Origin of the sequence: Streptomyces sp. NBC_00273 (assembly GCF_036178145.1) — a bacterium.
Classification (GTDB): Bacteria; Actinomycetota; Actinomycetes; order Streptomycetales; family Streptomycetaceae; genus Streptomyces.
The window spans coordinates 2,822,399-2,836,866 of record NZ_CP108067.1 but is presented as its reverse complement, the minus strand read 5'-3'; the positions used below and the strand labels follow the sequence as shown (position 1 = coordinate 2,836,866).

Annotated in this window: 11 protein-coding genes; 2 read left to right on the top strand and 9 right to left on the bottom strand. The window is 72.5% G+C overall.

What is annotated here, in order from left to right; all coding sequences use genetic code 11:
- Positions 1 to 6 precede the first annotated feature (6 nt).
- A complete protein-coding gene (locus OG386_RS11875) occupies positions 7 to 1,158 on the bottom strand; it encodes an amidohydrolase family protein (RefSeq protein WP_328788132.1) in 1,152 nt (383 codons plus the stop codon).
- Between the two features lie 181 nt (positions 1,159 to 1,339).
- On the opposite strand from OG386_RS11875, the gene OG386_RS11870 reads away from it, so the two are divergent.
- Positions 1,340 to 2,263 carry a sigma-70 family RNA polymerase sigma factor gene (locus OG386_RS11870; protein WP_328788131.1) on the top strand — a complete coding sequence of 308 codons (924 nt, stop codon included), beginning with the start codon at positions 1,340 to 1,342 and terminating at the stop codon, positions 2,261 to 2,263.
- Positions 2,264 to 2,278: 15 nt separating this feature from the next.
- Here OG386_RS11870 and OG386_RS11865 read toward each other — a convergent pair whose 3' ends face one another.
- Positions 2,279 to 3,250, bottom strand: coding sequence for a glycosyltransferase family 2 protein (locus OG386_RS11865; protein WP_328788130.1), 972 nt, complete (start codon positions 3,248 to 3,250; stop codon positions 2,279 to 2,281).
- Positions 3,196 to 5,211, bottom strand: coding sequence for an O-antigen ligase family protein (locus OG386_RS11860; RefSeq protein ID WP_328788129.1), 2,016 nt, complete (start codon positions 5,209 to 5,211; stop codon positions 3,196 to 3,198). The genes OG386_RS11865 and OG386_RS11860 overlap by 55 nt, the downstream gene beginning before the upstream one ends.
- An 80-nt stretch (positions 5,212 to 5,291) precedes the next feature.
- Here OG386_RS11860 and OG386_RS11855 point away from each other — a divergent pair, with 80 nt between their 5' ends.
- Positions 5,292 to 5,996: a Wzz/FepE/Etk N-terminal domain-containing protein gene (locus tag OG386_RS11855; protein WP_328788128.1), complete on the top strand. Its 705-nt coding sequence runs from the start codon at positions 5,292 to 5,294 to the stop codon at positions 5,994 to 5,996.
- Between the two features lie 17 nt (positions 5,997 to 6,013).
- Here OG386_RS11855 and OG386_RS11850 read toward each other — a convergent pair whose 3' ends face one another.
- Genes OG386_RS11850 through OG386_RS11825 form a run of 6 tightly spaced genes read right to left on the bottom strand, consistent with a single transcriptional unit; the run spans position 6,014 to position 14,418 of the window.
- Positions 6,014 to 7,063 (bottom strand): glycosyltransferase, encoded by a 1,050-nt coding sequence (locus OG386_RS11850; RefSeq protein WP_328788127.1) that lies wholly within the window; start codon positions 7,061 to 7,063, stop codon positions 6,014 to 6,016.
- Positions 7,060 to 10,359, bottom strand: a complete 3,300-nt coding sequence (locus tag OG386_RS11845; protein WP_328788126.1) for a DUF4082 domain-containing protein — start codon at positions 10,357 to 10,359, stop codon at positions 7,060 to 7,062. The genes OG386_RS11850 and OG386_RS11845 overlap by 4 nt, the downstream gene beginning before the upstream one ends.
- A gap of 30 nt (positions 10,360 to 10,389) precedes the next feature.
- The gene (locus OG386_RS11840) at positions 10,390 to 11,505 is read right to left on the bottom strand and encodes a DegT/DnrJ/EryC1/StrS family aminotransferase (RefSeq protein WP_328788125.1); all 1,116 of its coding nucleotides are present in this window, start codon (positions 11,503 to 11,505) and stop codon (positions 10,390 to 10,392) included.
- Positions 11,502 to 12,275 (bottom strand): NeuD/PglB/VioB family sugar acetyltransferase, encoded by a 774-nt coding sequence (locus OG386_RS11835; RefSeq protein ID WP_328788124.1) that lies wholly within the window; start codon positions 12,273 to 12,275, stop codon positions 11,502 to 11,504. Before OG386_RS11835 ends, OG386_RS11840 begins: the two co-directional genes overlap by 4 nt.
- Positions 12,272 to 13,426, bottom strand: coding sequence for a DegT/DnrJ/EryC1/StrS family aminotransferase (locus OG386_RS11830; RefSeq protein ID WP_328788123.1), 1,155 nt, complete (start codon positions 13,424 to 13,426; stop codon positions 12,272 to 12,274). Before OG386_RS11830 ends, OG386_RS11835 begins: the two co-directional genes overlap by 4 nt.
- The gene (locus OG386_RS11825; RefSeq protein WP_328788122.1) at positions 13,423 to 14,418 is read right to left on the bottom strand and encodes an NAD-dependent epimerase/dehydratase family protein; all 996 of its coding nucleotides are present in this window, start codon (positions 14,416 to 14,418) and stop codon (positions 13,423 to 13,425) included. Before OG386_RS11825 ends, OG386_RS11830 begins: the two co-directional genes overlap by 4 nt.
- Positions 14,419 to 14,468: the final 50 nt, after the last annotated feature.

Sequence of the window (14,468 nt, the reverse complement as noted above, 5' to 3'; positions counted from 1 at the left end):
CCGGACTCAGCGGGCCTGCCGCCGTCCGCGGCGCCAGACGTCGACGATCGCGCCGAGGGTCGAGACCTCCTGGGTCGGGTCGCCCTCCACGAGCAGCAGGTCCGCGCGCAGGCCCGGGGCGATCCGGCCCCGGTCGGCCAGGCCGAAGTGGTGGGCCGGCAGGGCGGTCGCCGCGGCCAGCGCTTCTTCCGGGCGCAGGCCGCCGTGCCGCGTGAGCAGCGCCAGTTCACGGTGGAGCCCCGAGCCGTGGGCGGGGGCGAAGGGCGTGGCGTCGGTGCCGGCGAGGAGCGGGACGCCCGCCCCGCGCAGCGCGCGGAGCGCGCCGACGGCGGCCGGGTACCGGCCGGGGGGCACGCAGGCCGCCGCGCCGGACCCCTGGGCATCGACCGCCTCGAAGTAGGCGAGCGTGGACACGACGAACACGCCCTGGTCGCGGACGCGCCGGGCGAGGCGCACGGAAGCCGGGTCCTGCGGGGCGAGGTCGGCCCACACGTGCGCGAGCCCGTCCACCCCCGCGTCGAGCGCGGTGACCACATCGGCGGCGGTGACCGCGTGCGCGACGACCCGGAGCCCGGCCGCCCGCGCCGCCGAGGTCAGGGCCCCCGCGACCGCCGGGGACAGGACGGGGAGATCGGTGCCGTGCACCGTCCCGTCGTCGATGACGAGCTTGAGGAAGTCGCTGCCCTCCGCGAGCCGCGCCTTCACGAAGTCCGCGGCCCGCTCCGGATCGGTCAAGAAGTCGATCTCCGTCACGTCCGCCGGGTCGAGCAGCGTGCCGGTCAGCGCGGCGAGCAGCTGGGTCGGGTGTCCGCCGGGTGCGGTCGCCAGCGAGCCGGCGCTGCGCAGATCGGCCACGTTGTCGCGCTCGGCCGCGAGTTGCCGGTGCCGGGCGAGCGGGCGCGGCAGGCAGAACATGTCGAGCTCGGTCGTGACCCCGTGGCGCAGGGCCTCGGCGAGACTGCCGTCGAAGACGTGGGTGTGCGCGTCGATCAGCCCCGGCAGCAGGGTCCGGCCCCGGCCGTCGACCTCGACGTCGGCGGCCCCGGCCGCCCCGGGGGCGCAGACCGCCACGATCAGGTCGTCCTCCAGGACCACGTCCTGGACACCGGCGCCGCGCTCGCCGTCGAAGACGCGGACGCCGTGGATCCGTGTACGCATGAAAGGTCCTCCTCGTGCGTGCCGGGGAGGCCCTTCCTCCCCGGACTCCACCACAGAGGGCGAACCCGGCTCCGGCTGTGACACCGCGGCAGGCCGTCGTGACGCGGCTCACACCCGGGCCGCCCCGTGTCACACTCCCGGCCCGGCGGACCTCTTCGGTCACGGCAGACAAGGAGGACGCATGACCGCCACGCCACCGCACCACCCGACCGACTCCGTCACCGACCGCTTCCTCGGCCACCGCGAACTGCTCTTCTCGGTGGTCTACAACATGCTGGGCAGCGTCACCGACACCGAGGACGCGCTCCAGGACGTGTGGCTGGCCTGGTCCGCCCGGCACCGCAGGCCGGGCGCGGAGCCCGTCGAGAACGCCCGCGCGTACCTCGTACGGATCGCCGTGAACCAGGCGCTCGCCCGGCGGGCCGAAATGAGCCGGCGTCAGGAGGCCTACGTGGGAACGTGGTTGCCCGAGCCGTTGACGACCGTAGACGATCACGGCGTTGAGGGGGTCGAGCGGGCCGAGGCGCTGTCGATGGCGCTGCTCGTCGTCCTGGAGACGCTGTCCCCACTGGAACGCGCCGTGTTCGTCCTGCACGAGGCGTTCGGATTCGCGCACCCGGAGATCGCGCGGATCCTGGACCGCTCGCCGACGGCCGTCCGCCAACTCGCCACCCGGGCGCGCCGCCACGTCCACGCGCGCCGCCCCCGGCACCGGCCCGAAGCGGACCTGCACGCCCGGGTCACCGAGCGCTTCGCCGTGGCCGCGCTCGGCGGGGACCTGCGCACGCTCCTCGAACTCCTCGCGCCCGATGTGACGCTCTGGACCGACGGCGGCGGCAAGGGTCCCGCGGTCAGTCTCCACCCCGTCCACGGCCGCGACGGCGTCGCCGCCGTGTTCATGGCCGTGGCCCGCGCCCTACCGGCGGCGGGGGTCGACCTCCGCTACCGCCGGGTGGCCGGCGACCCCGGCGCGCTCGTCTTCGCGGACGGCAGTCCGCTCGCCGTCGTCGTGGTGGACCTGACCCCCGAAGGGGACCGGATCGCCGGTGTCTTCTCGGTCACCAACCCCGACAAGCTCACCGGAATCCGGCCCCCGGCCCCCTGAAGTGCCCCGGGGGCGTCACGGCCCCGGCGTGGCCCGCAGCGCGGACGGGCTGGCCAGGGCCTTCGCGGCCGCCAGGCTCGCGGGCCGGCCGAGCACCGCACGGGAGGTCTCCCGCAGCAGCACGGCCGCCCGGAACGCGGCGGTCGCCGCCGCCCCGTTCCGGCGCCCGTAGAGCCGGACCCGGTTGAGCGTCAGCAGGGTCCACAACCGGGGCGACACCTGCGAGTCCCCGCCCAGATGGGTGGCCGTGGCCGAGGGCTCCAGTCGGGTGACGAAGCCGAGGTCCCGGGCCCGCAGACAGTACTCGGTCTCCTCCGAGTACAGGAAGAAGGACTCGTCCCAGGCCCCGCACGCCTCCAGGCACTCCCCGGACAGGGCCATCAGCGCGCCCGTCGCCCAGTCCGCGACCGTCGCCCGCCCGTAGGCGGCCGGATCGGTGACCATCTCGCTCCAGCGCGGGAACCGCCCGGCCCGGCGGTTGCCCAGCACCGCCTCGCCGAGCGCCCGGGTCACCTGCGACTCCCGGCGCAGCGAGAGCAGCAGCGTGCGGCCGTCCTCCTCGTACAGCAGCGGGACGCTGATCCCGACCCGGCCGCCGCCGGGCGCCTCGGTGCCCAGCGCGTCCACGAGGACCTTGGCGCAGCCCCGCCTCATCCGGACGTCCGGATTGCAGACCAGGGCCGCCCGGAAGCCGCCCTCCCACGCGGCCGCGGCCCCGAGGGCGGCGTTCACCCCGGCCGCGTAGCCGGCGTTGCGGCCGGTCTGGACCACCGTCGCGTCCGGCGCCAGGGAGCGGATCAGCTCCACGGTGCCGTCGGCCGAGTCGTTGTCGGCGACGACCAGGCGCCAGTCGAGCCCGGCCATGCCCTCGGGCAGCGAGGCGAGGAACTCCGGGAGCACCCCGGCGCTGTTCCAGGTGACGACGAGGACCGCTACAGGGCCGGCACCCGGCTCCGGTCGGCGGTCGGCTGGCTGGCTGAACTGCATGGGGACTCCACGGTTGCGGGCTCCGGCGCCGCGCGCCGGACGAACCCGAGGTAGCTGCCTCCGGCGGCGATCGTCAGGAAGAACACCCCGGCGAACATCGGGAAGCTGAGGGCGTCGAAGGTGGCGGCGATGACGAGGGAGACCAGGGCGGACGCGAAGAACGCCTGCCCCAGCTCCCGGTCGGACTCGGTACGGGCCAACCTGCGGATGGCACCGCCCTGGTGGATCCCGGTGAACAGCAGGACCAGGAGCGCGATCAGCCCCACGAGGCCCATCTCCGCCAGGGTGAGCATGTACTGGTTGTCGGTGAAGAAGAACAGTTCGGGCAGGAAGGTCCCGAAGCCCCGTCCGAACAGAGGTCGTTCGGAGAGATAGGGGACGATCGCGCTGTACTTGACGGTACGGGCCTGGGTGCTGCTGTCGGAGTTCGACACGAACGAGGCGAAGAGCGCCGTGATGGTGCCGATCAGCCCCGGGATGATCACCTTGAAGCAGGCGACCGAGCCCATCAGCAGACCGATCGCGGCCCACCGCCGCTCCGGCTTCCAGCGCAGCACCATCACGAGGATCACGATGAGCGCCCCGATGATGGAGGTCCGCGACACCGTCAGCGGCAGGGCGCCGCCCATCAGCACCACGGGCCCCCAGCGCCGCCAGGCGCGCAGGTGCCGGCGTACCGGATCGAAGGCCTGCTGCACCGCGAAGGGAAGCAGGATGGCGAGCATCCCGCCGAACTCCAGGGGCTGCGCCGTGGTGGACCGCGGCCGGGTGAAGGAACCCCGGTCCAGGGTGGTGATCTGGGCGACGCTGGACTGCAGGCCGGGGATGCTGATGCTGTCGGCGATGTTCGTCGCGGTGAAGAAGTCGTAGAAGCCGATGGCGGCCACCACCGCCCCCATCACCACGGCCCGGCGCAGCAGCACGTCCAGGCGCTCACGGTCCTGGATCCCCGCGGAGACCAGCACCACCAGGGACACCCAGACGAGCAGTCCGATCAGCCCGCGGTCCGCCGCCAGGACCTCCTTGTGCGAGCTGCCGCGCATCGCGTTCGCGAGGTACGAAGCCAGCACCGAGAAGGCCAGCAGGCACATCACCACCCGTGGCAGCCGGGTGCCGGGGGCGGGCCGGATCCGGCCGGTGATCCAGGTCGCCAGGTACCAGAACAGGCACAGCAGTGCGAACACGTTGGCCGGGGTGCCCACCCCGCCCATGCCCGGCAGGGTCAGGTTCGAGGGGATGAAGAAGGCCAGCGCCAGGTAGCAGCTCAGCAGGGCCGTCGCGTCCAGCTGCCGCCCCCACGGCTTGCGGCGCCCCCGCCCCCGGGCCGGGGCGGCCCCGGCCGCACGCCTGCGCCGCAGCGCCGCCAGCAGGCCGTCCGTCAGGAAGGAGAAGGTGAAGGCGGACGTGGTGCCGAGGATGACGACGCCCAGCACCTGCTGGTAGCGGCTCTTCATCTGCGGCACCGGGGTCTGCGGCAGCACCACGGGGGCCGTCTGCACCATGTACGCCGGCTTGACCTTGGCCGCCGCCTGGAGCGCGTTGAGCGTCTCCCCGGCGAACGCGGTCAGCTTGTTGGTCTCCTCCAGTACGTTCTCCCGGTCGGTCCCCGTGACGGTCAGCGTGAGCATCGGACCCGAGGTGTTCGCGGCGAACCCGACCGTGTAGGGATCGGTCACCCCGATGCCCTGGAGGTCCCGTGCCGCGTCCGTCCCCGACAGCGTCCGGATCAGCACGTCCGCGGTGACCACCAGCGAACCGCCGGCGTTCGAGATGGGATTGCCGAAGGCGGGGGCCAGTTCGGCCACCGCCGTCGAGTCGAGCAGCGCCACCGAGCTCTGCGACTGGTAGGCCACCGGCACCGAACGGTACAGGTGGGCCCCCGCGAGCAGACTGATCAGCGTCAGCGGCACCATCACGTACCAGCGGCGCCGGAGCACCGCGAGGATCTCACCGATGCTCATGAACACCCCCCGAGGACACCGCAATTGATGGCGGACCTACCCGTGTCCTGGAAGGATCGGTCACAACGGAAGGAATCCCTGTGTCGCCTGGTGAGTTGATCCGTGCGCTGCGTCGGCGCTGGTACGTCCTGATCGTGGCGGCGGTGCTCGCGGCCGCCGGAGCCGTGCAAGTGCTGCACCCCACGCAGACGTACCTGAGTACGGCGATCGTCGTGCTCAAGCCGCCGGTGACGGACAACCAGCCCAACCAACTGGCCAATCTGCAACCGCCGCTCGCCGCCGTCTCCTACGCCGCGATCCAGCAGCTGGACTCGCCCGAAGGGACCGAGGAGCTGCGCGCCGCCGGAGTGCGCGGCACGTACCGGCTGATCCCGCGGAACAGCGGGACCAGCGTCACCCCGCGCTATCTGATCCCCTCGCTCCAGATCCAGGCCGAGCAGGCCGAACCGGCCTCCGCCGACACGGCGGTCCGGAAGATCATCGAGATCTACACGAAACACCTGACGGACATGCAGACGCAGCAGGGGGTCCCGGACTCCGCGCGGATGAGCGTGACGCTGCTGGTGCCGCCCACCGCGGCGGTGCAGACCGGCAACAAGAGCCGGGGCCTCGCCGGGGCGGCCCTGATGGGCGGGGTCGGAGGTGTGGTCGTGGCCCTGTGGACCGATCGGCTCCTGACGCGCCGGAGCCGGCGCCGGCAGCGGCACGAGGCCGCCGCCGACGCCGGTCCGGTGGTCCGGGCCGAGGAGCCCGAGCGGGCCGCCCTCGCCGGGGCGACCCGCTGAACACGGCGTTCGAGTCATCAAATCCCTCGACGCTTCCAGGACCGCCACCACAGCCACTCGCGCCCCCGGTCGACCACGGCCGAGAGCACGAGCGGCTGGAGGTACGGCATGGTGCGCGCCCCGATGCGCCGGCGCCTGAGCAGCGCCCGGTACTCGCCCAGCTTCGTGTAGTCCCCGGGCAAGCACTCGGCCGCGAACTCCACGAGCTCGTCGACCGGCACCACCGCGGTGCGTCCCCGGTCGTACGCCCGGTAGGCGCGCCGCAGGGCGTACCGGGCGAGCCGGGTGCGCGCCGACAGCGCCAGCTGGTCGGCCCCCGGCAACAGCCCGGAGCACTTGTCCAGCACCGAATCGAAGGCGACGAGGCGCTGGCGCAGGTCGTCGAGCTGGCCGCCGAAGTCCGTGGTGGACATGTTGTTGCCGTGGACCCGGTAGAAGGCCTGGTCGGCCCCGCGGACGTAGCCCACGTCGGCGTGCGCCGCGAGCCGCATCCACATCTCGATGTCGCCGGCGTGCGGCAGCTCAGGATCGTAGCCCCCGACCTTGCGCTGGAGACTGGTGCGGACCACCACCTCGGGTGAGGTGATGCATCCGGTGCCCTCCCGGAACCGCCGGTCCAGCCACCACCGTCCGGGGTAGACGACCGATCCGGTGCTGCGGGTGCGGGCCGCGGGCAGCGGTCCGCCGTGCTGGAAGCGCAGCGGCCTGCCGTAGCAGAAGCCCGCCTCCGGATGCGCGTCGAGCAGGGCCGCCGCGCGCACCAGGGCCCCGGGCACCAGCCGGTCGTCCGCCGACAGCAGGGCGACGTAGTCCCCGTCGGCCCACTCCAGCAGGCCCTCGTTGTAGGTGGCGATGTGGCCCTTGTTGGTTTCGTGGACCCGTACGTCGATCCGCGGGTCGGCGGCCGCCAGCGCGCGGGCGACCTCCGCGGAGTCGTCGGGCGAGGCGTCGTCGATGATCAGTACCCGGACGTCGACGCCCTCCTGCTCGTCCAGCACGCTCTTGACGCAGTCCGCCAGGAAGTGGCCGTACTTGTAGCAGGGGATCACCACGCTGACCGTGCTCACTGCCCGCTCACCTCCGTGGACGGCCCGGACTGCGCGGCGGCCGGTGCGGTGGTGGTGAAGATCGGGCCGACCCAGTAGTTCACCGAGCCGAAGGTGTTCGTCGGGAAGGCGGTGGCCGCCCCGTACTTGTAGAGCCCGTTGGCGCTGCCGGCCGCGTCGGCCGGGGCCACCAGCGGATAGGAGCGGTGGGCGCCGGTGAAGTAGCCGCCGTCCACCGAATAGTTGCCGTTCGGTGCGTGGTAGGAGGCCACGTACGTGGTGCCCGCCGTGATCGGCACCGGCGTGGCGAACTGCAGCTGCTGCCAGCCCGACACGGTCTCGCTGCCGAAGGTGCCGGTGGCGATCAGGGAGCCGGAGGCGGACCACAGGCTCCCGGTGTGGGTACCGGTGTTGCCGGGGCCCTTGTAGAAGGTGACACCGGTGACGTAGCCGTTCACCGCGGACTGGAAACGGGTGCCCAGTTCCACGGAGTTGGCGTCGTCACCCACGTTGGCGGTGCTCGGCGTGGTGGTGGCGTTCCACAGGGTGCAGGGGCAGTTCACGGTCGGCGGGCTCGCACTGGTGGTGAAGTTCCACGTGACCGGGGCGGCCATGGCGTTGCCCCACAGGTCGGAGGCCTGGACGGACGCCGTGTAGGTGGAGTTCAGGGCCAGTTCGGAGGACGGGGTGAAGGTCGCGCTGTTCGACGCGCCCAGCACCTTGGTGCCCGGAACGGTGGCGCCGCCGGAGTCCTTCACGGAGAACGCCAGGCTGTCCGCGTCGATGGCGTTGCTGAAGGTGGCCGATACGCCCGCCGTGATCTGGGTGCCGGTCGCCGCGGACTGCGGCGAGGTGGCGGTGACGGTGGGCGGGGTCGTGCTCGCGGTGGAGGTGTCCAGGACCGCGTCCACCCAGTAGTTGCTGCCGGACGAGGCGGTGGACGGGAACCCGCCCGTGCCGCTGTAGCGGTAGACGCCGTTGCCGCCGTCGGTGCCGCTCTTGAGCGCGGTGAGCGGGGCCAGGCCCGCGTCGGACCCGGCGAAGGTGGTGTCGAAGGAGTAGCCGCCGTGCGGTGCGAAGTAGGAGGCGACGTAGGTGGTGTTCGCCTTGACCGGGACCGGCGTGGCGAAGTTGAGCTGCTGCCAGCCGGAGGCCGTCTCGTTGGTGAAGGTACCGGTGGCCAGGCGCTGGCCGGTGCTGCTCCAGAGGCTGCCGGTGTGGGTGCCGGTGTTGGCGGGGGACTTGTAGAAGCGGACACCGGTGATCGAACCGGCCACCGAGGAACGGATCTTCACGCCGAGCTCGACGGCGCTGCCGTCACCGGCGTTGACCGTGCCGGGGACGGCCGCGGCGGGCCACACGGTGCAGGGGCACTGCTGGGGTCCCACCGTCAGCGGCACCGTGGTGGTGGCGCCGATGTTGACGCTGTCGTCCACCGCGCGCACCTTGATCTGCGCGGTGCCCGGAACGGTCGGGGTCCACTTGTAGCTCCAGGAACCGAGGCCCGTGGTCGCCTTCCAGGTCGTGCCGCCGTCGGTGGACACCTCCACCCGGGCGACCACGCCGCCGCCTGTGTCGGTGGCCGTGCCCGTGATGGTCACGGGCCGCAGCGCCGGTACGGTGGCGTTCGCCGCCGGGCTGGTCACGGTGACGCCCGGGCCCACCGCGTCGGTGGAGGCGGTGGAGGCGACCAGGTCGCTCTGCAGGGACTTGGGCTGGACGCCCATGTCGGCGAAGACGTTCACCGTGGCCTGCTGCATCCGCTTGTCCGCGGTGATCACGGCGTCGTCCGGGTTGCCCGTGGGCATGTTGGTCAGGCCCCAGGACCACTGCACCGTACCCGCGCCGAACACCAGCGCGTGCGAGGTCTGGTCGCGGAAGGCCACCAGGCTGTGCGTCGCGGTGCCGTTCCCGTACGTGTTGCCGTAGTCCTTGAGGAGCTTGCCGTCCTCGATGTCCACCGTGGTGGAGGACATCGTGATCTGCCCCGCCGGCCGGCTGGCGTTCTCCACGTCGCTGTCCCACTCGTAGCCGAGCGTGCCGGTGGGGAAGGTGGCGGTCTGCGAGGGGGTGAGGTTCGCGACCGTGGTGTTGCGCCACAGCCGCTGCTTGGCGAAGGTGCCGGGCACCGTGATCGCGTCGCTGCGGTAGCCGTTGACGCTGAACATCGAGCCGGTCAGCTGGTTCTGCGGCTGGAAGGGCCGGCCGTTCGTGGCGCTGGCCGGGTCCATGAAGGTGCCCGTCCAGATCCCGCTCGGGTCGGGGATGCCGTTCGGCTGGGGGAAGGACAGCTTGGTCTCCTTGTACGAGACCAGGGTCCGGTTGGCGGTGCCCGCACCGTCGATGCTCGGCGCCAGGCGGGTCTTCCAGAAGACCTCGTTGCCGCTGAAGTACGTCTGGTGGACCCCGGCCCGGCGCGCGTTCAGCGCGTTCGTGAACTGCTCCTGGGTCCAGTACTCGTCGTGTCCGGAGGACAGGAAGACCTTGTGGTTCTGCAGCAGTGTCCCGCCGCGGACCGACATGTCGATGCCGGACATGTAGCTCACGTCATAGCCGTTGCGCTCCAGCCAGGCGACCATCTGGAACTCGGACCCGTAGATCCCGTTGTCCCCGCCGATGTCCATGGGCCGGTTGTAGCTGACCTCGTACGCCCGCCCGTCCGGGGCGGGACCGCCGCCGTCGTACAGGTCCTGGCCGCCGTAGTTGTTGTACGCCTGCCAGGTCTGGTCGCTGGTCTGCACGACGATGTCGGAGTGGCTGGAGTCGTTGCGCACGACGAACGGGTACGGCATCACGCCGTTGCCGTCCGCCTGGTCGAAGTTGACCACGTAGAGCCCGGACACGGCGTCCGTCGGCACGGTCCACGTCGCGGTGACGGGCCAGTTGCCGCAGTCGACCAGGCCGGTGGCGGCCTTCTTGGCGCAGGTCGTCGGGTTGCCGCCCGGCAGGAAGTTCGCCGGGTACGTCTGAGCCGTCTGGGCCGCGGTCGACATCAGGCGTGCGCCGGTGCCCCCGTAGTGGCCGAGTCGGTAGACCGAGACCTTGTACGCGGTCGGCGACTGGATCTTGAACTGCACGGTCTCGCCGGCCTGGACGCTCGTCTGGGCCGGGAAACCCTTGATGTCGCCGTACGCGCTGGGTGCGAACCAGTCCTCCATCGGCGTGCCGGGCTTGGAGTTCTCGCACACGATCGCGTTCGTGGTGGGACCGCAGGGATCGACCGCACCGGCCACCACCGCCGGTGGTAGGACCGTGGCCATCAAGGCCGCGATCACGGTGAAGAGACCGTAACGGAGCAACCTTGTCCGTCTGTTCATCTGGACCTCATTGTTTGCGTGAGCGCGGGGTCAGCGCAGGGCGTTGCGGAGCGTTTCCACGACCCGCTGCTGTTGGTCAGCGGTGATCTGCGGGAAGAGGGGGAGCGAAAGCATCCGGTCCGCCGCCTGTTCGGCGTGCGGGAAGTCGCCGCGGCCGTGGCCGAGATGGCCGAAGGCCGGGGTCAGGTGGACCGGCGCCGGGTAGTGCACGCCCGCGCCGATGCCCTCCGCGTTGAGCTTGCCGACGACGGCGTCGCGGTCCGCTCCGGTGACCCGTACGACGTACAGGTGCCACACGTGGACGTTGCCCGCGGCCGTGACCGGCAGGGTGAGCCGCCCGGCGGCTGCGAGGTCGCCCAGCAGCTCGTCGTAGCGCGCGGCGGCGGCCCGGCGGGCCGCGTTCCCCTCGGCCAGCCGGGCCAGCTTCGCCCGCAGGACCACGGCCTGCAGGCCGTCGAGCCGGCTGTTGAACCCGGCCACGTCGTGGCGGTACTTGGCGATGCCGCCGTGGTTGGCCAGGGCCCGGACCAGGTCCGCGCCCTCCTCGTCGTCGGTCACCACCGCGCCCGCGTCGCCGTACGCGCCCAGGTTCTTGCCCGGGTAGAAGCTGGTCGCGGCGATGCCCCCGCTGCCGGGGGAGCGGCCGTCGCGGGTCGCGCCCTGGCTCTGCGCGGCGTCCTCGACGACCTTCACGTGCGCCGGCAGCCCGGCCGCCAGCGCCGCGGTGTCCGCGCACTGCCCGTAGAGGTGGACGGGGACCACCGCGCGGGTGGCCGCGCCCACGGCTTCCAAGGCGGCCCGCGGGTCCATCAGCAGGGTGTCGGGGAGGCAGTCGACCAGCACCGGCCGGGCGCCGATCCGGGCCACGGCACCCGCGGTGGCGATGAAGGTGTTCGCGGGCAGCACTACCTCGTCGCCGACGCCCACCCCGCTCGCGCGCAGGGCGAGTTCGAGGGCGTCGGTGCCGTTGGCGACACCCACGCAGTGCCCCACGCCCGCGAAGTCGGCGTACTCGCGCTCGAACGCGCGGACCTCCGCACCGCCGATGAAGGCGGTGTCGGCGAGCACACGGTCGAAGCCCGCCCGTAATTCCTCGGCGACCTCGGCGTGCGCCGCCTTCAGGTCGACCAGCGGTATCTGGTTCATGCGACTGTGCTCCCCATCCGTGTCTCCGGCCAACGGCCGGCCGTTTCCTCGCCATCGGCCCGCAGCTCGTCGAGCGCCGGGCCACCCGCCGCGCGCAGCCGGCGGGCGGGGCTCCCGGCCCACACCTCACCGGGCGGCACGTCGGCCAGGACCGTGCTTCCCATACCGGTCAGCGACCAGGCGCCGACCGACGTGCCCTCGCGCACCAGCGCTCCCGCGCCCACGTACGCCCCGCGCCCCAGCCGCACCCCGCCGCCGAGGCGGACGCCCGAAGCGAGCGTGGCGAAGTCCCCGACCCGGTCGTCGTGGGTGAGCACCACGTGCGGCATCACCGCCACGTGGGACCCGAGCCGGACGGCGGCCGTCAGCACGCAGTGCGCGAGCAGGACCGAGCCCGCGCCGAGCAGCGAGGACCCCGAGACCACCGCCGTGGGATGGACCACCGTCGCGTAGCGGCTGCCGGGCAACCCCAGGCGCCGCACCAGGCGGGCTCGTACGGCGTAGTCGCGCGGACTGCCCACGCACACCACCACCCGGGCCGCCGGCAGCTCGTGCACGAGGTGGCTGCCGCCCAGCACCGGCACCCCGTCGACCTCCCGGCCGTGCAGGCCCGGATCGTCGTCGAGGTGCCCGGCGAGGCGCCACCGCGGAGCACGGCCGTACGCGGCCGCCGAGGCGGCCGCGTCCAGGACCGCCTGGGCGGTCTCGCGGGCGAACCCGCCCGCGCCGACGATCAGCAGGTCCTCGGTCCGCGGCGGCGGGCCGCTCATCCGCCCGCCTGTTCGCGCAGCACCGCCACCACCCGGTCCTGCTGCTCCCGCGTCATCGTGTGGAACAGCGGCAGGATCAGGGAGTCGCAGCTGATCCGTTCGGTCACCGGCAGCGGCGCCGCGCCGTGGTCCGCGTACGCGGGCTCCAGGTGCGAGGCCATGATCCCGCGCCGGGCCGAGATCCCGGCCTCGGAGAGCGCCGCGAGCAGTTCGTCCCGGCCCACGGGGAAGTCCTCGGCCGGCAGCACCCAGTACGACTGGAAGTTGCCCTGGCCGTGACCGGGGTCCCGGAGCGGTCGCAGGCCCGGGATCCCGCTCAGCAGCTCCGTGTACCGGGCCGCCAATGACCGCCGCCGGGCCACGATCTCGTCCAGCTTGCCGAGCTGCACCAGACCGACCGCGGCCTGGATGTCGGTCATCCGGTAGTTGTAGCCGACCTCCAGGTAGCTCTCGACGACCGGTTTGCTGCTCGCGTGGCGCTGCGCGGCGGACACGTTCATGCCGTGCTCGCGCAGCCGGCGCAGCCGCTCCGCCCACTGCGCGTCGTCCGTGGTCAGCATGCCGCCCTCGCCGGTGGTGATCACCTTGCGGGGGTGGAAGGACCAGGCGGCGAGCAGGGCGCCGTGGCCCACCGACTTGCCGCCGACCGTCGCGCCGATGCCACAGGCCGCGTCCTCCACAAGGGCCAGGTCCCAGTCGGCGCACACCGCGCGCAGCGCGTGCACGTCCGCGGGCACCCCGCCCTGGTGGACGGCGATCACCGCCTTGGTCCTCGGCGTGCGGACCGCGTCCACGGTGGCCGGCGTGAGGTTGCCGGTGGCCTCCTCGACGTCCGCGAACACCGGCCGGGCACCCACGTAGCGCACCGCGTTGGCCGTGGCGATGAACGACAGGGACGGGACGATCACCTCGTCGTCGGGGCCGAGGTCCAGGGCGATCAGGGCCAGGTGCAGGGCGGTGGTGCACGAGCTCACCGCGATCCCGTGCTCGGCACCCACCCGCTCGGCGAAGGCCCGCTCGAACTCGGCGACCCGGGGACCCTGGGCCACCCAGCCCGAGAGCACCGCGTCCGCGGCGGCCTTCGCCTCCTCCTCGCCCAGCCAGGGCACCATCACCGGGATCCGGGCGGGGGCGGTGTCCGGGGCGCTCATCGGCCCGCCTCCGCGGCCGCCGCGTCGGCGTCGCGCTCGGCCCGCCACCACTGCACCAGGTCCCGAAGGCCGGTGCGCAGGTCGATCTCGGCGGTGAAGTCGAGCCGCTCCGCGGCCTGCGAGGTGTCCGCGAGCCGGCGGGTGACGCCGTTCACGGCGCGGGCCGGGCCGTGCTCGGGCACCAGGCCCTCGGCGCCCATCGCCTCCAGCAGGCCGTGCGCGAGCTGGAGCAGGCTGGTCTCGGTGCCGCTCGCGACGTTGAACACCTCGTCGGTCAGGTCCGATTCGGCGGCCAGCAGGTTGGCGCGCGCGATGTCCCGGACGTCGACGAAGTCCATGGTCTGCAGGCCGTCGCCGAGGATCAGCGGCGGCTCGCCCGAGGCGATCCGCTCCATCCAGCGGATCAGCACCTCGGTGTAGAGGCCGTGGATGTCCATCCGGGGCCCGTACACGTTGAAGTAGCGCAGGGCCACGTAGTCCAGCCCGTACATGGAGTGGAAGCTGCGCAGCACCCCCTCGTTGAAGGCCTTCGCCGCGCCGTAGAAGGTGTCGTTGTTGTACGGGTGGTGGCGCTCGGTGGTCGGGAACTGCTCGGCCAGACCGTAGACCGAGGCCGAGGACGAGGCGATCACCTTGCCCACCCCGGCGGCCGCGGCCGCCTCCAGCACGTTGAAGGTGCCGTCCACCATGACCTCGTTCGCCAGCCGCGGCTCCTCCGCGCACTGGGTGATCCGAATGGCGGCGAGATGGAACACCAGCTCGGCGCCCTCGGTCGCCTTGCGCACCGCGGCCACGTCGCGGATGTCGCCCTCGACGACCTCCACCACCCCGCTCGGCAGGGCGCGGGCCAGGTTGGCCGTCCGCCCCCGCACGAAGTTGTCGAGCACCACGACCTCGCGTGCTCCGTTGTCCACCAGCAGGTCCACCAGGTGCGAGCCGATCGTGCCCGCCCCTCCGGTGACCAGAATCCTCTTGCCTCGTACGCTGCTCAACGCCCTGCCCCCACTGAATCTTCGGTCGTGGTCTTGCACGTGATCGGACT

Excerpts from the sequence above, each read along its gene's own strand:
- OG386_RS11875 (WP_328788132.1), bottom strand. The coding sequence starts at position 1,158 with ATGCGTACACGGATCCACGGCGTCCGCGTCTTCGACGGCGAGCGCGGC.
- OG386_RS11870 (WP_328788131.1), top strand. The coding sequence starts at position 1,340 with ATGACCGCCACGCCACCGCACCACCCGACCGACTCCGTCACCGACCGC.
- OG386_RS11865 (WP_328788130.1), bottom strand. The coding sequence starts at position 3,250 with ATGCAGTTCAGCCAGCCAGCCGACCGCCGACCGGAGCCGGGTGCCGGC.
- OG386_RS11860 (WP_328788129.1), bottom strand. The coding sequence starts at position 5,211 with ATGAGCATCGGTGAGATCCTCGCGGTGCTCCGGCGCCGCTGGTACGTG.
- OG386_RS11845 (WP_328788126.1), bottom strand. The coding sequence starts at position 10,359 with ATGAACAGACGGACAAGGTTGCTCCGTTACGGTCTCTTCACCGTGATC.
- OG386_RS11840 (WP_328788125.1), bottom strand. The coding sequence starts at position 11,505 with ATGAACCAGATACCGCTGGTCGACCTGAAGGCGGCGCACGCCGAGGTC.
- OG386_RS11835 (WP_328788124.1), bottom strand. The coding sequence starts at position 12,275 with ATGAGCGGCCCGCCGCCGCGGACCGAGGACCTGCTGATCGTCGGCGCG.
- OG386_RS11830 (WP_328788123.1), bottom strand. The coding sequence starts at position 13,426 with ATGAGCGCCCCGGACACCGCCCCCGCCCGGATCCCGGTGATGGTGCCC.